General features: G+C 50.4%; 17 protein-coding genes. 9 read left to right on the forward strand and 8 right to left on the reverse strand.

The features are described 5' to 3' along the window. Positions 1-119: 119 nt before the first annotated feature. The 3 genes from ACR0CA_RS03325 to ACR0CA_RS03335 all read right to left on the reverse strand — a co-directional run bounded on the left by ACR0CA_RS03325 (position 120) and on the right by ACR0CA_RS03335 (position 6000). The gene (locus ACR0CA_RS03325; RefSeq protein ID WP_480897440.1) at positions 120-2252 is read right to left on the reverse strand and encodes an adenylate/guanylate cyclase domain-containing protein; all 2133 of its coding nucleotides are present in this window, start codon (positions 2250-2252) and stop codon (positions 120-122) included. Positions 2253-2355: 103 nt separating this feature from the next. After that, positions 2356-2829 (reverse strand): phosphate-starvation-inducible PsiE family protein, encoded by a 474-nt coding sequence (locus ACR0CA_RS03330; protein WP_068340474.1) that lies wholly within the window; start codon positions 2827-2829, stop codon positions 2356-2358. Positions 2830-3261: 432 nt separating this feature from the next. Continuing rightward, positions 3262-6000 carry a cation-translocating P-type ATPase gene (locus tag ACR0CA_RS03335; RefSeq protein ID WP_170752263.1) on the reverse strand — a complete coding sequence of 913 codons (2739 nt, stop codon included), beginning with the start codon at positions 5998-6000 and terminating at the stop codon, positions 3262-3264. Positions 6001-6187: 187 nt separating this feature from the next. On the opposite strand from ACR0CA_RS03335, the gene ACR0CA_RS03340 reads away from it, so the two are divergent. From ACR0CA_RS03340 to arcC, 5 genes are read left to right on the forward strand one after another with little or no spacing between them, the layout of a single operon-like run. Further along, on the forward strand, positions 6188-7675 hold the full coding sequence (locus ACR0CA_RS03340; RefSeq protein WP_480897441.1) for a YfcC family protein: 1488 nt from the start codon (positions 6188-6190) through the stop codon (positions 7673-7675). Between the two features lie 9 nt (positions 7676-7684). Then, the gene (locus tag ACR0CA_RS03345) at positions 7685-9064 is read left to right on the forward strand and encodes an amino acid permease (RefSeq protein WP_170756249.1); all 1380 of its coding nucleotides are present in this window, start codon (positions 7685-7687) and stop codon (positions 9062-9064) included. Further along, a complete protein-coding gene (locus ACR0CA_RS03350) occupies positions 9061-10284 on the forward strand; it encodes an arginine deiminase (protein WP_170782787.1) in 1224 nt (407 codons plus the stop codon). The genes ACR0CA_RS03345 and ACR0CA_RS03350 overlap by 4 nt, the downstream gene beginning before the upstream one ends. Positions 10285-10339: 55 nt before the next feature. Further along, complete coding sequence (argF, locus tag ACR0CA_RS03355) at positions 10340-11338, forward strand: ornithine carbamoyltransferase (RefSeq protein ID WP_480897442.1); 999 nt, start codon at positions 10340-10342, stop codon at positions 11336-11338. 3 nt (positions 11339-11341) lie between these two features. Then, positions 11342-12280, forward strand: coding sequence for a carbamate kinase (arcC, locus tag ACR0CA_RS03360; RefSeq protein ID WP_480897443.1), 939 nt, complete (start codon positions 11342-11344; stop codon positions 12278-12280). 393 nt (positions 12281-12673) lie between these two features. Here the strand turns inward: arcC and ACR0CA_RS03365 are convergent, their stop codons facing one another. Beyond that, entirely contained in the window at positions 12674-13933 is a 1260-nt protein-coding gene (locus tag ACR0CA_RS03365) for a BamA/TamA family outer membrane protein (protein ID WP_480897444.1), read from the reverse strand. Positions 13934-14270: 337 nt separating this feature from the next. On the opposite strand from ACR0CA_RS03365, the gene ACR0CA_RS03370 reads away from it, so the two are divergent. Beyond that, entirely contained in the window at positions 14271-14708 is a 438-nt protein-coding gene (locus ACR0CA_RS03370; RefSeq protein ID WP_170355052.1) for an ion channel, read from the forward strand. A gap of 437 nt (positions 14709-15145) precedes the next feature. On the opposite strand, the gene gltS is transcribed toward ACR0CA_RS03370, so the two are convergent. Next, entirely contained in the window at positions 15146-16381 is a 1236-nt protein-coding gene (gene gltS / locus ACR0CA_RS03375) for a sodium/glutamate symporter (protein ID WP_480897445.1), read from the reverse strand. A 77-nt stretch (positions 16382-16458) separates the two neighbouring features. Between gltS and ACR0CA_RS03380 the strand changes: the two genes are divergently transcribed. Beyond that, complete coding sequence (locus ACR0CA_RS03380; protein WP_480897446.1) at positions 16459-16908, forward strand: hypothetical protein; 450 nt, start codon at positions 16459-16461, stop codon at positions 16906-16908. A 135-nt stretch (positions 16909-17043) separates the two neighbouring features. On the opposite strand, the gene ppk2 is transcribed toward ACR0CA_RS03380, so the two are convergent. From ppk2 to ACR0CA_RS03395, 3 genes are all read right to left on the reverse strand, one after another. Next, positions 17044-17847, reverse strand: coding sequence for a polyphosphate kinase 2 (gene ppk2 / locus ACR0CA_RS03385; RefSeq protein ID WP_480897447.1), 804 nt, complete (start codon positions 17845-17847; stop codon positions 17044-17046). A 673-nt stretch (positions 17848-18520) separates the two neighbouring features. Further along, positions 18521-19570, reverse strand: a complete 1050-nt coding sequence (locus tag ACR0CA_RS03390) for a patatin-like phospholipase family protein (protein WP_480897448.1) — start codon at positions 19568-19570, stop codon at positions 18521-18523. A 261-nt stretch (positions 19571-19831) separates the two neighbouring features. Further along, positions 19832-21049, reverse strand: a complete 1218-nt coding sequence (locus ACR0CA_RS03395; RefSeq protein ID WP_480897449.1) for an MFS transporter — start codon at positions 21047-21049, stop codon at positions 19832-19834. 445 nt (positions 21050-21494) lie between these two features. Between ACR0CA_RS03395 and ACR0CA_RS03400 the strand changes: the two genes are divergently transcribed. Beyond that, positions 21495-22754, forward strand: a complete 1260-nt coding sequence (locus tag ACR0CA_RS03400) for an efflux RND transporter periplasmic adaptor subunit (RefSeq protein ID WP_480897450.1) — start codon at positions 21495-21497, stop codon at positions 22752-22754. Between the two features lie 3 nt (positions 22755-22757). Beyond that, entirely contained in the window at positions 22758-25802 is a 3045-nt protein-coding gene (locus tag ACR0CA_RS03405) for an efflux RND transporter permease subunit (RefSeq protein WP_480857769.1), read from the forward strand. Positions 25803-26045: the final 243 nt, after the last annotated feature.

Genomic DNA, 26045 nt, shown 5'->3' on the forward strand with positions numbered 1-26045 from the left:
ACGCCGTTACCTGAAGCAATGTCCGTTTTTTGGTTAGTCGGATTTGACCGGCCCATTTTGATTGTAAGCGCATCATTGGCCTGAGACCCATCAGGATGGTTGTTTCATGCGCTGCAAATTCATTTCTTCTCGAAACGGTAAACGCCATCCCAAGCGGCCGGTAGTTTAAACGCGAAACGGCTGCAACGTTCGATAAAGACATCTACAACAAGCTTGTTAGTTGCAATTTCTCGATGCGTCTGGAGGGCTTCTAATGCATCGGCCCATTTTCCAGACTGATACAAGTCATAGCATACACGCCATTCTTCGAGTTCGCGTTTCTTGGCTACGCTTGCCAGAAAGCCACTCTCATCATCTTTTTCCGCGATTAGTTCAAAGATACGACTAGGAAAACTAGTTCCGGCAGGCACAACATGGTCAACTTCGCGCAGCAAAAACATGCTCTCGACATGAACGGCCACATCTGACGACACGAGAATCCTTGTACCGTAAACTTTGTTCAACCCCTCCAGTCTGGAAGCAAAATTTACGGCAGCACCCAGTGCTGTGTATTGCAATCTCGAAAGAGACCCAACGTTGCCGACAACTACGCGACCTGTGTGTAGGCCGAAACGTGTTTGCAACGGACGCAACGGTAACGCTCCATTATCAGAATTGAGACTCGCCTCAGCCTGCAAACACGCCAAAGCTGCTCGGCAAGCGTGAACAGGGTGATCAGTATCATCGAGCGGAGCGTTCCATAGAGCCATAATGGCATCTCCAATGTACTTATCCACTGTACCCTGATTACCAGATATCTCTTTTTCCATTGCTTCGAAATACTCGGACAAAGCAGGCATCAGAACTTCTGGTTCAAGTCCCTCGGTCTGGCGCGTAAACCCTTTAAGGTCGGCGAACATCAGGGTAACGTCGCGCGACTCTCCCCCAACGCTAATTCTCTCTGCTTTTGAAAGGATAGAGCGCACCAGCTCCTTTGGTACGAACGCACCGAAACTCGACAATCCAGCTTTCATACTTGCAATCGCTGTTTCGAGTTCGGCAACTTCCTGAATATTTGATTTCAGGTTCAAGTCCTCACTTAGTTCAAAGTTACTGACTTTTCTTGCTTCAGCTGCCACGCGCACAAGATTTTTGCTCAACAGACGAGCGACAACAAAGGTAAATGCGACGGCCAGGGTCAAAGCAAGTACGCCGAATTGCATAGCACGGGTCGTATTTCTTTTTATGTCTCCGATAAACTCATCTTCCGGCACTATAAGCCCGAGCGTAGGTTGGGCACCGAAGACTTCAGGGATTGGCATCACAGATGCGATATAGCTTCTTCCATCGGATGCTGGAGCTATGCGAAAAAAATCCTGCTGGTTTGCTCGCCATTCATCAATGACACTGTCAATAATTTTGCTACTGCCTTCAATTGACCCATTCGTATTGGAACTCACGAAGCGCGGCTCTCCACCTTTGGATCGCGTGCTGGTGTACGAAAGTAGGCGACCTTCGCGATCTAGCATGAAAACCAAACCATGATCGCCAATCCTGATATCGTCTAGGATTTGCGAAAGTGCCGATATTGTTATGTCGAGCGCGACGACGCCAAGCAATTTACCTTCGTTGTCGACCACGGTTTTTGAGAACGTTGCACCCAGACGTCCTGTGCTCTCAAACTGATAAAGCGGTGAAACATAAATATCGCTTTGCTCCAACGCCCCGCGATACCAAGGGCGCGTTCGAGGATCGTAGACAGTGGTTCCACTAAGAAATGGTGTGGGCAGCGAACTGGCATTGGACCAAAAGTAAGTTTCGACACGCTCGCCAGATTGATCGGCGATTATACGTTGGACGCGGTCTACTCCTTTCGGCACTGGCAAAGCGCTCGGTCCAAAGGTTTTCCAATATTTTGGCAAGTTTATGTTTTGGAAAAAGTCGCCGGATTTTTCCTCTCCAAAATATAAACCATAGTAGTGCTCATTACCCTGCATCTGCGAATAGAGCACTTCCAAACCTGCACTTGAGCCAGCATACTCCGTAAACTTAGAAAGAAAGACGGACGCAGAAGATACGACATTTCCCGCTCCTCGTATTACGGTTAGCATCTCTTCGACTGACTGATTTCTGGCCTCGGTCATCCGCTCATTCGCGGTACGAATGGCGAGTTCTTTGTTGCCAAAATAGAGAATGGCAACAAGCAATGTTGTTACGGCTAAGGTGAGGAACGTGAATAACGTCGCAACGCCGATATGAAGACGTACTTTCATACCCTCAATTAGTCAAAATGTAGTAATAGATGTCCACCCACTCGTCGCCACACAAATGAGTATCTTGAGTGAATTTCCCCCTGAGGACAGAAAAGTACTGGCACTATTGTTCTTCCTTGGCTTCTTCAGCGCTTTTGGTTCGCCCAAACCGAACGCTAAAGGACGGCATATCGTGAACCAGCCAATAGGCGAGTGAACAAGCAATCACTAGAAGAGCCAAGCCGACCAAATCCAGTCCGCTAGTTTTTTCTGTATCGAGTATAATGACCTTCCGCGCGACGGCCATGAGCGCCGTCGCAACCACTATCTTCACATGGATTACATCGTCACGAAGATAAATTGTGATGTTTACGAATATTTCGATAGCGATTAGCACCGCCATGAAGGCGCCAAAAGTCGCTAATATTTCAGAGATTGTCAGGATGAAGACAGGCTGATTGATTAGTTTCTGATAAAGGGTCCAGGCCACATCCAAGACGCCAAGTAGTATAACCAGAACCATCATTACGGCCAGAATACGGACGGCGAACCGAATTACGACCTGAAGTTTTTCTACAAATGGATCCTTGTGTTCCATTTATCACCTCCCCCTCTTTGCTACTTCAGGACGCCAAGCGGGCGTTCTCTGCGCCACCATCGCTTGCTCCCCAACGGAAATATCCTAAGCTATCAGTGTTTCATTTCAGCCGAGCTTACCTCGACGATTTTCAGCGTCACTCTAGCGCCAAATGTCTTTTTTTCCCGCAGGACTGGCTCGCTAGCCCCGTTGAAAAAAATCCGAAATCCACACGGCCAACCACAAAAGAAACCTCGATCTGTTTATGGCGCGACTTGCAATCCGCAGAAGCCGATGACTATTCCTGAGTTCGCTTCAAAACGCGCCGCAAACTAATCCGAGAAGCCAAAAAGATTAAATCCCTCCGTCTACAAGTTTAGTAAGATCCTCCTTTCCAAGTAAAACACGTGACCACTATTTTTGGATTAGCCATTTTAACCACACTCATTCCGCTTAAACGAATTTAAGGTTGAACATTTCCTTTAAGCCAGAAAGCACGAGTGTCGGAAGCGCCGCGACAAAGAACGTTCCCAGCAGATGTGAAAGAGGCAGCGGAACCGTGCCCAGAACGAAATGGCCCGGAGCGGAATAAATTGCCAACAACGATAAACCGATTGAAATGCCAACTGCGCCCAGCAGTATGGTGTTGCCAAGGGGCGACTTACGGTAAAGCGTCGTTGTAGTTCGCGCGTCAAAGACATGCCAAATTTGGGCAAATATGAGGGTCATGAAGGCTGCTGTTTGCGCGTGCTCCAGAGAGGCGCCGCGTTCGAGAAACTCTTGAAATACGTAGTAGGTCAGAAGTCCCAATGCGCTGCCCCTAATCAGAATCCGCTCTTTCATTCCGCCGCCAAACATGTCCTCGTCGCGCGGGCGTGGCGGGCGTCTCATTAGATCCGGCTCGCTTTTTTCAAATCCCAGCGCCAGTGCGGGTAAGCCATCTGAAACCAAGTTCACCCAGAGGATCATAAGCGGTGTGATCGGAAGGAGGGGGTCTGCGCCCATTAGCAGGAAAGCGAAAAGTATAGTGGTAACTTCCGCAACGTTGGCAGTCAGAGCTTGCCGGACGAATTTCAGTAGGTTGTCAAAGATTCTACGGCCCTCACGAACGGCCGTGACAATAGTCGTGAAGTTATCATCCAGAAGAATCAACGCGGCGCTGTCCTTGGCAACCTGTGTTCCGGTAATCCCCATGGCGACACCGATGTCAGCCGCGCGAAGCGCTGGCGCATCGTTCACGCCATCTCCAGTCATCGCGGCCACTTCACCATTGGTCTGAAGTGCTTTGACGATGCGAAGTTTGTGCTCAGGCGTCACGCGCGCAAACACAGCTGCGTTCTTCACAGCGTTATTTAAATCTTCATCTTTCATTTGATCGAGCTCAGCACCCGTGAATACGGCTTGCTGTGAACCCGACAGTACACCGATTTGCTCGGCTATAGCCTTGGCGGTGACGGCGTGATCACCAGTAATCATAACCGTACGGATTCCGGCACCAGTGGCTTCTGCTACGGCATGCGGCACTTCTTGTCGGGGGGGATCCATAATACCATGGATACCGGCGAGCACGATTTCCTGTTCGGGGTTGTCGTGATCCAGTTCGTCTGGGGAAACTTCGCGATACGCCACCGCCAAAGTTCTGAGAGCCCGCTCGCCAAAGCTGTCAATGACATCTTCTATATCAGCTCGTAGTTCAGGCGTTATTTGCCGCTCCTCCTCGCCGATACGGACCTTAACCGCTCGCGACAAAATCACGTCAGGCGCCCCTTTTGCGACCAAAACAGTCCGCCCGTCGGGAAGCTGTGCGAAGACGGACATCATTTTTCTTGTTGAATCAAATGGAAAGGATTGAAGAGCCTCGCTCCGACGAGCCCTCAGTTCTTCGACATCAATTCCAGCCTTTGCCGCAGCGACCAGAAGCGCACCTTCAGTCGGGTTACCTTGCACTGAGGTCTCAGCACCTTCACCAATCAGCCGGGCATCATTGCAAAAAGCTGAGATCATCAGCACAGGCCATAGCGGTGTCCCCTCTTCGACCTTTGTGGCTTCGTTTTTCGAGTCTAGAAATTCCCCTGACGTATCAAAGCCAGCGCCACTTACCTCCCAGGTTTCACCCCCCGCCCAAATGCGCATCACCTGCATTTGGTTTTGTGTAAGAGTTCCAGTTTTGTCCGAGCAGATAACAGAAGTGGCGCCCAACGTTTCCACCGAAGACAGTTTTCGGGCTAGAGCGTTATTCGAAGCCATGTTCTGAGATCCGAGCGTCAAAAGTATTGTGACGACAGTTGGTAGGCCTTCTGGAATGGCTGCTACTGACAGAGAAATCGCGGTATTTAGCATTTCAGCGAGGTCCATGCCGTTTATAACGCCGATACCAATGACGATAGCCACGACGATAAGGGCCGCGATAATAAGTACCTTCGAAAGTGCTTCGATTTTGAGCTGCAGCGGCGTCTTTGGTTCCTTGGCTGCTGACATCAGATCCGCGATATGGCCAACCTCGGTTCTCATGCCAGTTCCAACCACGACGCCTTCGCCGGTTCCACCAGTGACAAGGGTGCTCATGAAGCCCATGTTGAGACGGTCGGCAAGAACGACCTCCTGGTCGTTGATCTTGCGATCATGTTTGTCCACAGGTTCGGACTCTCCGGTTAGTGCAGCTTCATCAACCTGCATTCTGTTGGCTTGGAGAAAGCGAATGTCAGCGGCAAGGATATCGCCTGTTTTAACTATCAATATGTCGCCGGGGACCAGATCAGAAGCGGCTATTTGAACCTGGTCACCATCCCTTCTTACCAAAGCCTGAGGTGCTGACATCTCGCGAAGTGCGGCGAGTGATTGTTCTGCCTTGAACTCTTGCCAAAACGAGATGAAGGCATTGAAGATCGCGATCACGAAGATCGCCACGGCGTCGATCCAATGTCCGGTGAAAGCCGAAATAACCGCCCCCACCATAAGGATTATTAGGAGTGGGCTCTTAAATTGAACGAGCAGCATTTTCCACGCCGGTTCAGCCTCGGTTTCGGATAGACGGTTCAGACCGTATCGGGAGAGGCGTTCCTTTGCGGTTTCCGAGCTCAAACCGTGTTTAGGATCTACAGCTAGTGTTTCGGTTAACGCAGTTTTCTCGATCACCCAAGGAGCTGTCGGAAGTGTTTTTCGGTCATCCGTGGCATGGAAAGCATGCTGCATAGAAGCCCCTTTCATTACAACGTGGGTGCAAATTTTCGCGCAAACACAGCGCGAATCACTGCTAGTCTACTTCCTGCCCTCGATTTTTCACTTTCCATTGAGCCATTTTGGCTCGCCAAAAATTGAAACGAATCTAAATACATGCTCGTTTTTTTGCGTCGCTGTACCTTCAACGCGAGAGTTAGTTATGTCCAAATTCAAGTTTCCTACTGCATTCACAATCTTGTTTGCTCTGATCGCTATTGTCGCGGTGCTAACTTGGGTTATTCCAGCCGGTGAGTATGACCGTCAGATGAACGAAGCTCTGGGCAGCGAAGCTCCTGTTCCGGGCACCTATCACGAAGTCGAGTCTAACCCTCAGGGACTAACTTCGGTAATTCTCGCACCAATTGCTGGGATGTATGACCCTGGGCTTCTCGGAAGCTCTTCAAGTGCAGCAATAGACGTTGCGCTCTTCGTTTTGGTTATCGGTGGCTTCCTGATGGTCGTTACCAAAACAGGGGCTATCGATGCTGGCATTGGTTGGTTGCTGCATAGGCTTGAAGGCCGCGAGATTTTAATGATCCCGATTCTGATGATCGCCTTTGCCTTTGGCGGCACAAGCTACGGCATGGCTGAGGAAACACTGGCGTTTTATGCTCTTATAATTCCGGTATTCATACGCGCGGGATATGATTCACTGACCGGTGTTGCTGTGATCATGCTAGGTGCTGGAATCGGCACTCTTGGCTCGACCTTCAACGCGTTTGCAACAGTCGTAGCTTCGCAAGGCGCTGGTATTCCATTTACGACTGGCATCGTTTTGAGGTTCATTATCCTCATTCTCTGTCTGGCAGCTGGTATCGCTTTTGTCATGAGATACGCAAAGCGAGTAAAGGCCGATCCTTCTGCATCTGTGGTTGCCGATCAAGCCGAGGAAAACAGAAGACATTTTCTCAAAGGGTCGGCCGGCGATGACGCTTTGCCAGAGTTGACTCGAACCCGTTCCACCATCTTGCTCCTGTTCGGGATTACCTTCGCTATCATGATCTATGGTGTTGTCGCGTTGGGGTGGTGGATGGCCGAAATGTCCGGTCTCTTCCTTGTGATGTCCATCATCGTCTGGTGGGTCGGAAAAGCGGATGAGGGGTCCAGAATGGACGAAGGGACCTTTGTGGAAACCTTCGTGGATGGAGCGCGCGATTTGCTGGGCGTGGCCCTGATTATTGGCGTCGCGCGTGGTGTTGTCGTCATTATGGACGCGGGCAAAATTACCGACACGATCCTTGCTGCAGCCGAGGGGTTTGTCTCGGGGCTGAGCGAGTTCGCCTTTATCAACGCGATGTTTGGTATTCAGATCTTGATGTCATTCCTGGTGCCGTCCTCGTCAGGGCTGGCCACGCTTTCGATGCCGATCATGGCGCCACTGGCAGACTTTGCGGGCGTCGGTCGTGACCTTGTGGTTACAGCATACCAGTCGGCAAACGGATGGGTGAACCTGTTCAACCCGACATTTGCCGTCGTCATGGGTGGGCTAGCCATTGGCCGTGTCTCCTATGACCGGTGGCTACGCTTTGTTTTCCCGCTGCTCGTTATACTTGCCGTGATCATCTGCGCGGCACTCACCGTTGGGGCCATCACTGATCCGGGGATCGACGGGCCCACAACCGAGACTTCAGACACAACATCGAACTGAGCCGTCGCAATGACCGATCGCTCCGCCACAGAGACAACATCGACATCCGGTGCCCTAGGGCTGACGGCTTGTATCGCTCTGGTCGTTGGAAACATGATCGGGTCAGGTGTGTTTTTACTGCCGGCATCGCTTGCACCGTTTGGACCAATTGCAATTGGCGGCTGGGTTTTAACGTCGGCTGGGGCGTTGGTTCTCGCGATCATTTTCGGACGCTTGTCGCGGGTCGTTTCAAAACCTGGTGGCCCCTACGCCTATTCGCAGGAAGCATTCGGAGACTTTGCAGGCTTCATTATTGCCTGGGGGTACTGGATCGCGCTTTGGACCGGGAACGCCGCCGTCGCTGTCGCGTTGGTGGGATATCTGGGATTCCTGTTCCCGATTATCATCGAAGTGCCAATGTACGGCCTCTCGACTGCGTTGGTTGCAATCTGGACGCTCACCTTGGTCAACATCCGTGGGGTCGAAGGCGCTGGTTTGGTTCAGATCGTGACCACCGTGCTCAAACTCGCGCCGCTTATATTGATTGGCACATTGGGTATCTTCTGGATCAACACCGAGAACTATGTTCCGGTCAACCAAAGCGGCACCACGGCGTTTACGGCGATTTCTGCCGCGGCTGCTCTGACGCTTTGGGCCTACCTGGGCCTTGAATCTGCGACGGTTCCCTCTGGCGATGTTATCGAGCCGGAAAAGACCATCCCGCGCGCCACCGTGATCGGCGTGATTATCGCCGCAAGCGTCTATATCTCGGTAACCGCCGTTTCGATGGGCGTCATTCCTGCCGAGCTGCTTGCTGTTTCCGCCGCACCTCTGGCAGCCGTCGGTGAGGTGATGTTTGGTCCCGTTGGCGGCGTCCTTGTTGCTGTGGGCGCGGTGATTTCGACCTTTGGCACTTTGAACGGCTTTACGCTGCTCAGTGGCCAGGTCCCTTACGGTGCCGCTTTGGATCGCGTCTTCCCCGCAGCCTTGGGCCAAAAATCCAAATTTGGAACGCCTGCTAATGCGTTAATCCTGTCGAACGCGTTGGCCTCGGTTTTGATTATCATGAACTATGCGCAAGGGCTGGTCGCCGCATTCAACTTTGTCATTTTGCTCGCCGTTGTCGCCAGCCTGTTGCCCTATGCCATCTGCTCTGTGGCGGAGATTATGATCCGGCTGAAAGGCGGGCAGGTCCTGCATGGCCCGGAATTGGCCAAGGTCGTCGTTCTGGGCGCGCTTGGGTTCATTTATTCGGTCTGGGCCTTCATCGGCTCCGGCGCTGAAACCGTTTTGGTTGGCTCCGTCCTGTTGCTTATGGGCGTGCCAATCCATGTTTGGGTCCGCTGGAGCCAGGCCAACGACGACGAAGATATTCAGACAACTGTTGCCTCGAAAGGAGATTTGCCATGAAGCTCGGCGTTCATTCCGAGATCGGAAAGCTCAACAAGGTTATCGTCTCGCGCCCATCGCTTGCACATGATCGACTGACACCGAGAAATTGCGAAGAGTTGCTGTTCGACGACGTCATATGGGTCGAGCAAGCTCGAAAGGACCATGCCGAGTTCTGTTCGCTCATGCGTGAACGCGGGGTCGAGGTCTATGACATCCAGGATCTATTGGCTGAAGTGCTTAGTGATAGTAGCGCTAGGTCTTTCATGCTTGACCGATTGATCATTCCAAAAATTGTTGGCCTTGGTGTGTCTGTTGAGATGAGAGCTTGGCTGGACGAGATGAAAGCTGCAGATCTCGCGCGCCACATGCTTGGGGGAATCATATTCGCGGAATTACCCAAGGGGACCATTGACCCAAAATTCGACGATTTGATCACCCAAAGTGAGTTCGTATTACCCGCTGTGCCGAACGCTCTTTTCCAACGAGATCCTTCGTGTTGGATATTCAACGGTGTGACAACGAACCCGATGTTTTGGCCCGCTCGCAAACCTGAGACCTTAATGATGCGTGCGGTGTATAAATTCCATCCGATGTTTAAGGAATCCGAGTTTGATATCTGGTGGGGCGATAGCGATGAAGATTTTGCTAATGCCTCAGTCGAAGGCGGCGACGTACAGCCTGTAGGTAAAGGAACCGTTTTTATCGGGATGGGTGAACGAACGACGAGTCAAGCTGTTACCCTTCTTGCGCAGGCACTATTCCAAAAAGGTGGGGCAGAGAGAGTTGTCGCATGCGCGATGCCTAAAAGCCGCGCGGCCATGCATCTGGATACTGTCTTCACTTGTCTTGACCACGACAAAGTGACTGCATTCACGGAAGTCGCGGATCAGATCACGTGCATTTCACTTCGCCCAGACGACAAGAAACTGTTCGATGCAAGGGTCGAAGAAGGGCACCTGTTCGACGTCTATAAAGAAGCCCTTGGGCTGAACTCACTTGATGTCATCTCGACCGGTGGCAATGAGTTCCAAGCCGAACGCGAGCAATGGGATGACGGGAATAACGTCGTGGCCCTCTCGCCCGGTGTTGTCGTTGGCTATGCGCGCAACACGTTTACGAACGGCAAGATGCGCGCAGCCGGCGTCGAGGTGATCGAAATCTCGGGTCAGGAACTAGGGCGTGGTCGCGGCGGTGGCCACTGCATGACCTGCCCGATCGACCGCGACCCCGCCTATTGAATTTACTACGGGTGCAGCCCCCTGCGCCGACTGATTTTTGTTAGGGAGAGACAAAATGGCATTCAATCTCAAAGGCCGTAGCTATCTGAAAATCGCCGATTTCAGCCAGCGTGAAATGCTGTATCTGCTGGATCTGGCCCGCGATCTGAAACGCGCCAAATACGCCCGCGCCGAACAGCCCTCGCTGACCGGCAAGAACATCTGCCTGATCTTTGAAAAGACTTCGACCCGTACCCGCTGCGCCTTTGAAGTGGCCGCCTACGATCAGGGTGCGAACATTACGTATCTCGATCCATCGGGATCGCAAATCGGGCACAAGGAGTCGATGAAAGACACAGCCCGCGTTTTGGGCCGCATGTTCGACGGAATTGAATTTCGCGGAGCGGGTCAGGATATGGTTGAGACGTTGTCAGACTATGCTGGCGTCCCGGTCTACAATGGCCTTACAGACGATTGGCATCCAACACAGATGCTCGCGGATATGCAAACCATGATCGAGCATGCCGACAAGCCCCGCAAGGACATTGTCTATGCCTATTCGGGCGACTGTCGGTCGAACATGGGCAACTCGCTACTGATGTTGGGCGCGATCATGGGCTGCGACGTCCGGATGATTTCTCCGAAAGAAACCCAGCCCCAAGACGATGTGCGCGACTTGGCGATGGAGCGGGCTGAAAAGACCGGCGCACGTGTGACCATCACCGACGATACCTCGGCCGTAGAGGGCGCGGACTTCATTCATACCGACGTCTGGGTGTCGATGGGTGAGCCTAAAGAAGTCTGGGCTGAGCGGATCAAGCTGCTGAGCCCTTATCAGGTCAACATGGATCTGATGAAGAAAACCGGTAATCCAGCCGTCAAGTTCATGCACTGCCTGCCCGCCTTCCACAATCTGGAGACCAAGGTCGGTCAGGACATTCACGAACAGTTCGGTATCACCGAGATGGAAGTGACCGAGGAAGTGTTCGAAAGCGACATGAACATAGCGTTCGAGCAAGCCGAAAACCGGATGCACACCATCAAGGCGATCCTCGTCGCCACATTGGGAGCCTGAACCATGGGACGCGTTGTTGTAGCACTCGGCGGCAACGCGCTTCTCAAACGGGGTGAGGCGATGACAGCGGACAATCAGCGCAAGAACGCGAAGATTGCCGCCGAAGCCCTCGCCCCGCTCTGCGAAGCGCACGAAACCGTCATCACTCATGGCAATGGCCCGCAAGTCGGAATGCTGGCTCTGCAAGAGATCATGTATACGGATGTCGAGGAGTACCCGCTGGACGTTTTGGTCGGCGAAACGATGGGCATGATCGGCTATATGATCGAGCAGGAGCTTGGGAACATCCTGCCGTTTGAACACCACATCGCCACCTTGCTGACAATGATCGAAGTGGATCCGGACGACCCGGCCTTTGACAACCCGACCAAGTTCATCGGGCAGGTCTATTCCGAAGCCGAAGCAAAGAAAGAGGCCGCAGAGAAAGGCTGGACCGTCAAGCCGGACGGGGACTATTGGCGTCGTGTTGTTCCATCGCCCAAGCCAAAACGCATTTTTCAGGTCGAGCCGATACGGTGGATACTGGAAAACGGCGCGACCGTCATCGCGGCAGGCGGCGGGGGTATTCCAACCATGTACGAAAGGGACGCTGACCGAAAACTAGTGGGCGTTGAAGCGGTCATCGACAAGGATTTTGCCTCTTGTCTTCTGGCGCAAAACCTAGGCGCAGATTTCTTTGTAATCGCTACAGATGCAGAAGCCGTGTTCTTGAACTGGGGAACGCCTGAACAAACAGGTATTAGATCGATCACTCCGGATTCATTGGATGAGTACGATTTCCCCGCCGGGTCAATGGGCCCCAAGGTCCAGGCTGCACAAGACTTTGTGCGATCCTCGGGCGGTCGCGCGATCATTTGCGCCCTCGCAGATGTCCCTGCGGCAGTGCGTGGAGAAAAAGGAACAACGGTTTCTGAGAGCGCGGGAGAGACCAAGTTTCACTGATACAATGGGCCGGACAAGAAAGTTCTGCTCGAAGCCTTCTTTGTTGTGAACATGTCCCTCTGAGCTGATCCACTAAAGTGGTTCCTAAGAAATACAGTTCCGTCTTCCAGATGGCGACTATTGAAGTGCCAAAAACTCAACAGATGAGCAGGGTCGACTAAAGCTTGTAGCTGGCTTGAATGGCGCTGGATTTAAGCGACTTTACAGGCGTTCCTTACAAGAGGATGCATTGGCAGACGGGAGTGCATGGCTAGCAATTGTATTTAACACTCGCACTCAAGCTATTGATGTGACACATACCACTACCTTCACAATTAGCACTTCGAAAATTGGTTTCCAAGATTTCCAGAGCTTAGAAAAAGTTATTTTGGGCTGAAGGAAACTGCGTTCATTTCAAAACTGAAATGGTTGTCCAATCATCATCTGCAGCCTAACACCTTCGTCAGAAAATGCGGTATCTGCTCTGACTACAAAGCCTTGAACCCATGCGCGCAACCCAATACCAGCGCTCCATTTCATGTCAGAATGCAGTTCGCCAAGATCGTAACTGCCTGCGACGCGGCCCATCTCACCAAATGGAACAACCTGCACCCACTCAACACCCAGCAATTCTTGGGCGGCGGGCCATTGGTCGAATGGATTCCAATACGGGGTCATGCGAAGTTCCGCAGAATAGTAGATGGCAGAACGATCATTGAATCTCTCTTCCGGAAAGCCGCGCATACGAAACAAACCTCCAAGCGTGGCTCCAGTGTAAGGAGGAGGACGATTGGAGATAACTCCACCATTTTCACTCCATGACGGTGTGTCTGCAGTCCAGAAATCGAATGCAAGCACACGACTACGAAACCACGCAGACTCACCAAAATCGTGATAGGCATCAAATTCAGCCTGCATCACAGTCCAGGAATCTGTGCTGTCAAACCAGCCGAAATCCCTTGAGTATTGCAGCTTGAGGCCAACGCCTTTCGTGGGGTTCACCGGAAAGTCACGGTTATCCCAGAAGTAGACGAAATCAAGACCATTCGTTCGTAACTCGCCGTCGAAATCATCTCCGTCGCTCACCAACGCTCTGTGAAACGGCCTTATCTCAAAAAAGCTTCGCCCACTTTCAAATGGGTTCAGAGACGATCCACCTGTCGCGCCGGAAACCAAGAAGCCATCGCGTATACTGTAGTCAGGAACAACTTGATTGCGCCCGTGACCTATCGGCAAAAGGTACTTGAACCGGACTCGCGAAAACACGTCCGAACCGCTTCCTGTGACAAAGTTGTCTTTGTTCGAGTCATTCGTTCCAGCTCGCTCCCCTGCGAAATCCGGATTGCCGTCTACATATGTGTCTGCGTCGTTGTAATAACCGAGAGAAAATATGGGATCGATAAAGAGGCGTTTCCATCGAGGAACCTGTAAGTCTTCCGCAGCAAGAAAACCAGTTGCTGAGCCACTGTCACCGGCAATAATGGTGCCAAGTATCCTGGCCTGAGGTTGCAGGTAACCTACCCGTCCTTCTACCCAGCCTGCGCTCAGACCAAATGTTTCATTATAAAAGGCAAATGGAAGGCTGAGTCTGAGACCGGAATAGTCCTCAACTTCCTCAGCCAACACCGAAGGCGTTAAAGCGCTAGACATAAGAAACAAGGCCAAAAGTTGCATGGCGACCGCGTTCGGTCTGCAATCGCATGGCTTTGGCACCTCAGAAATCAAGTCTAAAGCCCCCTTTTCATTCGTATTTTAGAATATAAAAGGTCGAAAGATTTTGATAATGATTTTAAGCGCTACCGGTAAAAGAATGTTTCGGTGTGACAATTCAAAAACTGACGAATGCCACTTCGCGATACGCAGAAAGTTGGTTCTGGAAAAATAAGCCGCACTCGAAATCTTTGGGTTACCGCCTTCGACCTTTAAAATCATGTGCCGCGCGCGGACCTCTGTGCGAAGCAACTTTTGCCTTGGCGGCACCGGTACAAGAAACGGCAAAGGAGAAAGTCTCGTGATTGGTCAATTGTTGCTGGGCTCAGTTATCACGCTGTTCTCAATTATGACAGGCGCGATAATGTGGGGCGTTCTCAATGAAGTACTTGAAAAAATGGAGCCGTGGCTTCGCCATTCGGACAACCGATTTATGTCATTCGTGGTAGTATTGATCATGGTCGTGGTTTGCATAATGAGCGTGACCACATTTGGCGTTTGGTTGTGGGCCCTAGTTTTTTTGCAGATGTCAGTATTCAGCACGCTGGAAGAGGCGGTATACTACTCATTGGTAGCATATACGACCTTGGGTATTGGCGATGTAGTCGTCCCACAGCACCAGAGGTTGCTTGGCGGGATGACTGGTGCAAACGGTTTTTTCATGTTTGGTTTGATGACGGCAATGCTCACCGACATTTTTCGCCACGTGGGAAGGATGCAGCGCGGCTTGAAAGACTAGTAAATTGCTGTTGGGGGCCAGCAGGAGTTTTCCCAACTCGATAAACTCTGCTGCTAAATGTGTTTGAGCGACCTTCGATTGGGCTCGTTAACCCCCTCTTGAAACGTAGCTTGCCCGACTAACGCCGCTAAATAATAGGTCCGCGTCAGCATGAAGTGCCCAAATGATGATAGTAGCTTTACAGTTGAACTAAATTCGGGCACGACCTACACAGCAGATTGAGAAGAAAATGGATACACGTCTGTATCCCAGGAAAAAAGCAAAGCAAAATATCCGCTCAATCCGACAAGCGTCGTTGTAACGCCGAAGCCTTATCGAGATGATTTTTTGATGGCGTGTCGATAGCCGATACGATTGGTAACCAACGACGTTCTTCTCCGCTATCGCTTTGGCTGCAGGGGTCGACTTCTGGCTATGAAACTCAATTGAGCCTGAATCTAAGGTAAGTTCGAGACGAACAATTGGATAATAAATGCATTGGCAATATCGACAAAAAAAGCTGAAACCAGCGGAAGTACAATGAAGGCAAGCGGAGACGGGCCATATTTATGCGTCACAGCCGTCATGTTGGCTATGGCCGTTGGTGTAGCTCCAAGAGCGAAACCAGCGAAACCTGCAGACATCACGCCAGCAAAATAGTTTCGCCCCATCGTTCGATAGACAACGAATATGATGAAAGCTGCCGCAGCCGCAGCTTGAAGCGTCATAGTGACGGCTAAAACACCAGCGGAACCCGCCAAAGTCCAAAGCTGCATACTCATTAGAGACATTGAAAGAAACACTGCTAACGAGAAGTCCTGTAATAGTTTCAACGAGGCGGTACCCGTTGGTGTCTTGATCTTCGGAAAAACTCTCGGCGTCAGGTTTGCAAGTAAAATACCGGAAAGAAGGCATGGCACGAAGAGCGGCAGGTTTGCTCCGGTTAATTCCAGCGACTCATCTGCAATGAAGCCAATCACAATTGCTAGATGCGTCCAAAGAATAGCTCTCATCATTCCAGGATTCGTCGGGCCACCGGTTGGATCAGTAGAAGCTATCACCTCAATAGCGTCTTGATTGGAACTGGAAATCGATGTTTTCTCTTTCGCGCTTGGTTCGAGCCGGTCACGCGCAATCAAGTAGCTGGCGACTGGTCCGCCAATTAGACTTGCCATTATTAATCCGATCGTTGCAGCGGCGATGCCAAGCTCCGCCGCCCCCGCTACAGCGTATTGCTCTTCAACAACTGGGCCCCACGCTATGGCTGTACCATGACCACCGATGAGAGACGTTGTCCCCATCATCACACCGGCCTGAGATGGCAAGCCAAATAGTGAAGCTCCGAGAATGCCTATTCCATTCTGGATAAACATATACCCAATGGTCAAAACAAGCATGAGGCCGAGAAGTGGGCCGCCTTTAACTAGGTCTGAGAACTTCGCATTAAGACCAATTGTGGTGAAGAAGTAGATCAGCAAAGAGTCGCGCGACGCCAGATCATAAACTACTTCTCGCCCAGTCACAGTTACCACGCCTAGTGTCACTAGTGCCGCCAGTAAGCCACCTGAAACCGGCTCGGGGATTGAGTACTTGCGCAAAAACCCAAACTGCTCTGTGAGCCTTGATCCTAGAAAGTACACAACGATGCCAAGAGTCACAGCAATAAAACTGTCCACCACGATCGGTTCTGCCATGAACAGACTCCTAACTTCGCCGCACCACCATGCGGTCTTGAACAAGCTGCACAGGTGCAACCGGAAATTATGGTCCGATGGTAGAGCATGATCGAACAAGGGTGCAACAAAACGATCCTGCTGCTAGACTGGGCCGATACTTACAAAAAAGCCAATTTATGAAGAATAGAAGGGCTATCAACGTGAAAAAATTGATCAAAAGCGCTATCAGCATCGCCCTTTGCAGTGTAGCTGGTGTTCCAGTTACAGCAGATGAAAAGACACATTCTTACTTATTCTTAGGCGAAGAGACGATCCTAACAGGCACCGAAAATTGTGTTTATGAAATAATGAGACAAGGTGTCGAAGTAGATGAAAACGAAAGTAGAGTATTCTATGAATTAGCGCAGGGAATTATCCTAGTTTATGCACATAAATACGTCCGCTATCGAACCACTGGAAAAGTACCGGATTCATACAGTGAAGAAGAAGCCGAAATTTTACAATCAGGTGAGATAGACGAATTTTTCGAACACTGCTTTAAGTGAACAAACGACGATCAACTAAAGTCTTGTGACAAAACTTTCTGTCTTATTAGGTGGGTGATCCTTTGGACGTGAAGCGGTATAAAAAACGGGCAATCCAATGGAGTGTGAAAGGATGTGTTCCGACTCAAAGCCCGTTTAGTATTTTTGCGGAACAGTATGTTTGAACGAAATGGACTTCGGAGCACCTTTCCTGTGTTCGCGGCGATTGGGCAATTCCGGAAGCACAAAGGGCTCTTCATTATACGGGATCGACTGAAGTAAGTGTGAAATGCAGTTCAGCCTTGCTAGGCGTTTGTTGTCTGCGGGAACGCGGAACCAAGGCGCATGTACACTGTCTGTCTCCGATATCATTCTCTCATATGCTTCTGTGTAGTCCCACCAACGTGCCCAGGACTCCACGTCCATCGGGCTTAGTTTCCAGTGTTTTCTAGGATCGATCATGCGGTCCTTGAAGCGCTCCTGCTGAACCTCTCTAGTAACATCAAAAAAATATTTCAAAAGTATGATACCTTCCCTGACAAGGTATCGCTCAAAACCGGGCGCATCGGTCAAAAAGTTCTCATATTCTTTGTTGGTACAGAAACCCATGACCCGTTCCACTCCCGCGCGATTGTACCAACTTCGGTCGAACAGGACGATTTCGCCTCCTGCAGGAAGATGTTCAAAATACCTCTGGACATAGACTTGGGACTTTTGTCGGTCGCTTGGTGCAGGAAGCGCAACGACCCGAAAAACTCGTGGGCTCACACGCTCGGTAATACGTTTGATGACGCCGCCTTTTCCTGCAGCGTCGCGCCCTTCGAATACTACAACAACTCTTGCTTTAGTGCGTTGCACCCATCCTTGGAGGTGGCAAAGCTCCACCTGCAATCTCTTCAATTCTGTCTCATAGGACTTCTTAGAGATTTTTTTCTTTGCCGCCACGTCCTTTGCCCCCATTAAACAATTTTAGGTAATTGAGTTAGAGTTATTGTGAGTTCGTTTCCTGCAGTCTTTGCAACCACATAAGCGCTTAAGTCTACGAACAACTGACAGCCACTCGTTCAAGCTTTAAGGCGTTGCCAATCCAAACTATTAAACAACCTACGCGTCCAGAATTTCCGGCGCCTCAATTACTGGCCACCAGATATGCGTAGCAAGCCATTCGTAGTCGGCCCCGCCCACACCATTCGCACCAGTTGACCGCTTGTGTGCGGAAATTAGCTCTTGGCTAAATCGGTGCCCGCCTCGAACGAACTTTGTCAGTTCGCGATGCACAGTCCAGTTCAAAGCCAATCCCAACTCTGTGATTTGAAACCCATCGTCTACACGTTGCACGTTCGGGTTCGCCAGGAAAGTCAGCTGCCGTCTCACGCTTGTCTGAGGCAAATTAGTATATTTAGCCAAACCGCGAGTTGTCCACGGTTGAGGATGAATAACAAGTGCTTGATGCACCCTCTGCATAGGGGGCGGATACTTAAAATGATCAAACGTGACTTGCCAGCGGCGCCAAAGTCGTAACCGGTTGCGCTCAGTTTCACTCATCGACATAAGTGCATACATTAATGATTATGATTTACCTGACAAGCCAACTGAAGCAACGATCTCTTTGGCGCCAATAAAGTAATCGTGCTTACCGAGGCGGACGATCGCTCCAAAGGGTCGCAGAGTTAAAACGCTGATAACCATAGTCAAATAGCGCTTGCATGTACTCTGGATCAAACGGCTCAGCTAGAGGATATTCGAAATCAGTTCCAATCCAAGTGGCTTGGTATTCGGCGTCTCGCTGCAGACTTAGTTTGTACGCAATCGTAAGATCATCTACGCCTTGCGCCTTGATTAGCGTAGAAAGCGAGCGTGCAGACACTTGGAAGACCCCCGGTTCAATAACTCTAAGTTCTGGCTCAACTTTGCCGTTTCGGATTGCATACAGCTTGCCACCGCGAGCATATTTCCTTGGGATATCCCATCCAGGCACGTAGGCGGTTTGAGAATATACACCACCATCAACGTGAAGTTCATCCCGGACACCTTCATCAGTCTCAACATCAATTAAAACCGGAGGGAAAACGCCCGGAATTGCCGCAGAGGCGAGTATTACATCGGCGAATACCTTTTTTGCATTCGCTGAATTGCTGTTAGCGATTGCACCCATATCCCAAAGTACTGGCCTTTGTGCATCCAGGCTTACTGTCTGAACCAACAGACGCCGTCCGCGACCATGTTCTTTGGCAATTTGCGCTAGAAAATCGTCCGTTATGTAAGACTGTATAAGTTGTTTTAATGGGTCAGAGCTTTTGACAGAAGAACCACTTAGGATACCAGTTATAAGTCGTCCTCTGAATATCCGGGACGGTGGTAACCCACCGTACAACTCTTTGAGCTCATCGTCATAGTCAGAACCCAGGAAGGCGAACGGCGCTGCCAAAGCACCGGTTGAAACTCCGGTAACGACCATAAATTCTGGGCGCGTGCCGGATTCGCTCCATGCATTCAAAATGCCGGCAGCAAAGGCTCCATCTTCGCCTCCGCCCGATAGTGTTAGTGTATAATCTGAAGATAACCCAGATGTTCGCCTTTGACGTTGAGCTGTTTCCAGCAGTTCACTGATATTGACTGGAGCAACATCGGCCCAATAACGAGCACCTTCGATGCCCGGAACTTGTGGACTCTCTAGATCCAATTCGCTTACTGGGTTCCTAGATATATTTGAGCATCCCAGTTGGAGAAGCAGCAGTAGCAAAATAGTCAGCTTACTCCGATGCCCGCGTCCCGTCTTCTCCACCACTAGCTCCATTGGGTTAAACTAACACACGGGCCAGCAACTTTTTTCTGGACCATAACTCTTGATCGTCGTTCCAGCTCTGGGAGCGCATTGAGCGTCGCAGTCTTTTTGGTTGCGTTCAAGTATAGCATGCCAAACAAGCACAAATTTATTATTGCGCTAACGTTTCTCGGTAGGAGCCATTTCCGTACTGGTTGGCAAGACTTCAGTGTGAAAAGTCTGCTCGGCTCGTGACACGGGTTCAACTGACCAAATCCTTTGCCCCAAATACAGTGCAAAGCAAAACATGACCGCAAAATTTACCCAATAAAGCGCGATGTCACCAAAAAAAGTGGTAACTAAGTTGGCTATCAAGGGGCCGCTTATCGATCCGAGAGTCCAAACCAATAGCATAGTTACCGCTGCCGAAGAGACGTAGACAGGAACCGTTCTGTCCAACGCGTGCGCCACAAGCAAAGAATATTGAGTGAGCAAACTTCCACCTAGTAGCATCAGAATAATGCAAAGGATTACGAAGCCGATTGAGTTGTAGTCGAATGAATTGACGCTGTGGTCGTAGTCCACGTCGACCAGAACCGCCATAAGAAGAAGAACTACTGTTGCGGTTACCGTAGCTATCAAGATTACTTTCCGACGGTCCATCTTGTCGGATAGCCATCCAAGCGGAAACTGAAAAAGGACACGCCCGAGATAAATGAGGGCTACCATAAGGGCCACATCGATTATTTCGACCCCTAGCTGAGCAGCATTATAGGGGACAACGCTCAACAAAGTTGTAGACACCATACCCATGGCGAATACGCCCAAGACTGCGGCTGGGGCGTCCTTAAATAAACCGCGTATTCGAATGGGTACCGTGGTTTCATTATTGGGAGGAGATGAGCGAGTAGTCGAGATGACCACAATCGAAATGCAGTAAAACAAAGCGACGTAGACGAATACCTCTCGAATATCCCCGGGCACTACAAAAACTAAAAACTGACTGAACACGGCGACTACGCCGACTATTATCGCATAGACTGCGAGAACTCTTCCCCGGGTCTTTTCCTCCGCAGTTTCATTGATCCACGTGTCACCGATCGAAAAAAGCCCTGCGGTGGCCAAACCGGAGAGGAACCGCAAAAAGACAAGAAATGGTGTGTTGGTGGAAACAGAAAAAAGTATGGCCACCGCTATCGTGATAGCTGCGCCAGAAGCAAATGCACGGATGTGGCCAATATCAGCAATCGATCTGGCGACAACAAAACACCCGACTAAAAACCCTGCAGAGTATGCGGACGCCGCAAACGAAGCGGCTTCTTGAGACGCCCCAATTTCAGAAAACGCGAGTGGAACCAAAGTACCAGATCCAGCAGTGGCCAGCTGAACAGCAGCCATTGCAACGAAGAGTGATTGAAGATTGAGAACTTGGTTTCTGATTGCCAATGCACCCTAGCTCCAAGTTGCACCGAGGCTCGGTAAGTTTTTCCTACTTCTCGCTTCTACTCAGGTAGACGCGCGGTATCTTCCAGCAAACAACGCTACTCGTTAAAGATCTTAACACCGAGTTCTACTGAAATCGAAAATCGCTGGGCACTACGGTGGACCTTCAGGCTTTCGCGAATTTAGTTTTTTGGTCGGATATTTCGCTTACGCTTTATAATACAACAATAAAATCTGTCCACTTCCCTGAAGCTCTCGCCGAGCCATTTTGGCTCGGCCCAATTTGTGAAAATCTGCAGGTGCGGGCAGAGTTGGTTCAAGCGATCTCTTTTCTCGCGAAGCTTGGTGGGCCCCTTGGGTGCGCTCAACGAGCGAGCATCTTAAAAGCAGGTGAAAAACTATGCATTTGATTTTCCGAGGGGCATTGGCGGTTGTTTTACTTGGTGCTTTACCCATCGTGGCAGCAGCACAAGACGCTCCCACAATGATAAGACCAGCAAAAGTCTTCACTGTTCTTAAAGCCTCATCTGATTTTGAAAGGATTTATCCTGCAATTGTCTATCCGTCGAAGGAAGTTGAACTCTCTTTTAGAGTCAGTGGACGAATTACAGAGCTGCCAATTAGGGCCTCTAGCAGTGTCATGCAGGAAGACGTTGTTGCCCAACTAGACACCCGAGACTTTGAAGTCGAGGTAGAAAGGCTTAACAGCCAACTCGAAGAGGCCGAGGCGAATTTAATTGTGCTGAGGTCAGGTGCACGCCCTGAAGAAATTACAGCTCTAGAAGCCTCGGTTGAGGCAGCTCAAGCCCAAAGAGACCAAGCTCGGGAAGACTACATCCGCTCAGCTCAGCTTTTGGAGAGGGGGGTAATTCCTACTGCGCAGTACCAACAACGTGAAGCTGCCTTTCGTCTGGCAGAAGCTGAACTGGTGTCACGAGAAGAGCAGCTTACAATTGGTCGTATCGGTGGACGGCCAGAAGAAATAATTGCTGCAGAAGCGGCGATCCGTGGCCTTAAAACACAAATTCAATCGGCAAAAAACGATCTTTCCGATGCTACGCTTCGAGCGCCGTTCGACGGAACGATTGCCAAGCGCAACGTGGACAATTTTCGTAATGTTCAAGCCGGTGAAACCATCGCCTTAATCCAAGATCTATCGACTGTAGATGTAAGCTATGACTTGCCCGGCGCTGACATAATCGCAATGTCGTCAATTGGCTTCGACAATGTTGTTAGCATGGTTACGTTCGACTCGTTGCCGGGCGTAGAAATGAACGCAGACCTTGTCGAGTTTACTACGCAAGCAGACGCAGCAACACAAACCTATCGAGGTCGTCTATCAGTAACCCCGCCTGAAGACTTGATTGTACTGCCTGGGATGGTAGCGCGCGTGATTATTAGGGCGGACGGGCAAAGCGACACACATGTTGTGGTTCCACTTTCAGCTTTAGCGGCAAGCCCCGACGGTTCCCCTTATGTCTGGCTATTGGATGGATCCAACAGCACTGTCAAGCGTCGACCCGTTGAATTGGGAGAAATATCTGAAGACTTCGTGTTCGTAAAAACTGGCCTTGAAGAAGGGCAAATGATTGTAACTGCAGGCTTGAGCGAACTGCAGGAAGACATGGTAGTTCGCCCGATTTCAAAAGTTGGTGAGTAGCAAATGGATCTCGCAAGGTTTGCAATTGAGAAGCGTCTAATTTCCGCGTTGGTGACTATTCTCATTTTGGTGGCTGGCTATTTTGCATACTTAACTCTTCCTCGTTTCGAAGATCCTGAGTTCATAATAAGGCAAGCTCAGGTCATAACACCTTATCCGGGTGCCACTGCAGAAGAAGTCGCCGAAGAAGTCACTGAGGTTATTGAGAATGCTCTACAAGAGCTCTCCGGGGTAAAAGAGGTGAAGTCAGTTTCATCACCCGGACTCAGCACTGTGACGGTCGAGTTTACAATCCCCACGACACCTGATTTTCCGTCACTCCATGCAAGATTTGCCCAATTGCGCGCAAAGATTCTTGACGCTCAAACAAGCCTGCCGCCGAACGCGCTCCAATCTCAGGTCTACGATGATTTCGGCGATGTGTATGCCTTATATTTTGCGATTGTTGGCGATGGCTATTCAATAGCCGAGCTCCACGAGTACGCGAAGGAGCTCCAGAGGGAGTTGGTTGCCGTCAGCGGTGTTTCCAAGGTGGTCTTAAGTGGTGAACAGAATGAAGCAATCTTTGTAGAGTATGCACCAGCAAGGTTAATAGAACTTGGAATATCACCGCAGCAAATTGGGCAAGTTCTGGAGGGACAAAACCTCGTAGCGCCCGCGGGTTCCATAAAGTCCAACTCGCGACGAATAGAGATACGTCCGTCGGCGGCAGTAGCCTCAATTGACGCTATCAAAGACCTAGTCGTTTCTGTGCCGAGTAGTGGTGCATCATTTCGACTTTCAGATATCGCAACCGTGTCGCGCGGTTACGTTGAACCCGCAAGCCCCCTACTTTTTCGGGACGGTCAGCCTGCAATTGGAATTGGAATATCGAATAGCCTGGGCGGAAACGTTGTGAACATGGGCGAAGCCGTGAAGCAACGGATAAACGAGCTGGAGAACCTAAGGCCAATCGGAATCCAGATTTTGCCAATCTCTGATCAGTCTGCTTCGGTAAAAGAATCGATCAACGACTTTGTCATGAACGTGGTTCTGGCGCTCATCATCGTTGTAGGCATATTGCTAATTTTTATGGGGTTAAGATCCGGAATACTCATGGGAGGTATTCTGTTGGTCACAGTCGCAGGCACGCTTGCCGGCATGCAGCTCCTGGGGCTCGACATGCAAAGGATTTCACTAGGCGCGCTGATCATTGCGCTCGGCATGCTGGTTGATAACGCTATTGTCGTTGTCGAAGGTACGTTGGTCCGAGTTCAACGCGGCGAAGCCACCAGCGACGCTGCTATCTCTGTCGTAAATCAAACCAAATGGCCGCTGCTCGGAGGAACAGTTGTAGGACTTTTGGCGTTTTCCCCAATTGGCTTTTCACCGGACAACACTGGAGAATACGCCGGAAGCCTCTTCTGGACCATTTCTATCTCGTTGCTTTTTTCGTGGTTGGTAGCGATTTGGCTCACGCCCTATTTTTGCACTCTGCTGCTGAAACCAACCTCGGAAAAACCGCCTGCAGAGAATGCAATTCTCCGTGCCTATCGTGCTCTCCTCGCGTATGCGATCCGGTTCCGGTACCTGACTGTGGGGCTTGTTGTTGCGCTCTTTCTCTCTGCGATCGCAGGGTTTGCGCTGGTACCGCCGGGCTTCTTTCCCAACAGCACTAGGGCGCAATTTGTTGTGGATTACTTTTTGCCAGAGGGAACCGACATTGAACAAACCAGTCAGGACATGCGAGAGATTGAAGCGCATCTCTTAACTCTGCCAGGTGTCAACTCTACTAATCTGTCCGTGGGCAGCGGGCATTTACGCTTCATGTTGGTATACGACAGTGAAGACCAGAACCCCGCCTATGGTCAAATTTTGGTGGACGTAGAGGATTACCGGCAGATCGATGCGTTACAGCCTGAAATTCAGTCATGGATTGACCAAAACTACGCTGACTCATATGCAAAAGTTTGGAAGTTTGTACTGGGCCCCGGTGGTGGATCGAAAGTCGAAGCTGAATTTTCTGGACCCGATCCCGTTGTGCTTCGGGAACTCGCCGAACAGGCAAAACTGATATTCGCTGAAAATGGAGCCATCGCGATAAAAGACGACTGGCGCGAACAAAAGCCGGTAATTCGACCAGTTATTGACACGGAAAACGCCCGCAGGCTCGGTCTCACCCAAGCGGAAATTTCCAGGGCAGTTTACTGGCATCAAGTAGGGGCGCCGATAGGGATTTATCGCGAAGGCGACAACTTATTGGACATAGTTATGCGCCCGTTCGAAGCAGCCCGAAGCAATATCAGTGACCTAAAAAACATTCAAGTTTATAGCGATGTAGCCGGAGGGTATATTCCAATATCCCAAGTTGTAGACCGATTTGACCTTGTTTTCGAAGCTGGGAACCTTAGGCGCATCGACCGAAAGCTTGCAATCACCGCACAAGCCGATAACGCACCAGAAGTACTCTCAGGCGACCTTTTCGCTCAAGTCCGACCACTTGTAGAGGCAATAAAATTGCCAAGTGGGTATTCTCTTGAATGGAGAGGTGAGTACGGGGACTCGCAAAGTGCGAACGACGGTTTAGCTTCGACTATGCCGCTTGGGTTCGGAGCGATGATTGTCGTAGTTTTCTTCTTATTTAACGCAGTCCGACAACCACTGATCATATGGTTGACAGTACCTCTGGCTCTCATTGGAGTCGTCTGGGGGCTCGCGGCAACCAGAACGCCACTCGAATTTATGGCAATACTGGGTATTTTGTCTCTAACAGGGATGTTAATCAAAAACGCTATCGTCCTTATTGACGAAACCGATACTCAGATTGCCGGTGGAAAACCTCGATTGCTGGCTGTTGTTGACTCAGCCGTTCTACGCGTCCGCCCAGTGTCACTGGGAGTACTTACTACTGTACTTGGAGTAATGCCTTTGCTGTGGGATCCGTTTTTCGAGTCACTCGCAGTGGTGATCATCTGCGGTTTGAGTTTTGCAACCGTTCTTACGCTGATAGTGGTGCCGACTCTGTACTCAATTTTTTTTAGAATAAATGAGGACGAAACAGCGGCTTAATCACTAACCTAAAAATCCCCACCTCTGCCAAACACCTTGCGCTTTCGGCATGTTCCGGGCTTTAAGTGCGTCCTTTTGCATGTACGAACTGATTTGGATCCCACCTTCAATTCGCACGACCTTTCCAAACCTGCAGAAAACCCCGACTAAAAGTGCGGAACCTAATTTATTACGCAATCCTGAAGGATTCTTAGTTCCTCACAGAGATTCTTTTGGAACATTGTGAGCGGTAAGTTTGCCTAA

This window comes from Ruegeria sp. F12, from assembly GCF_056533885.1.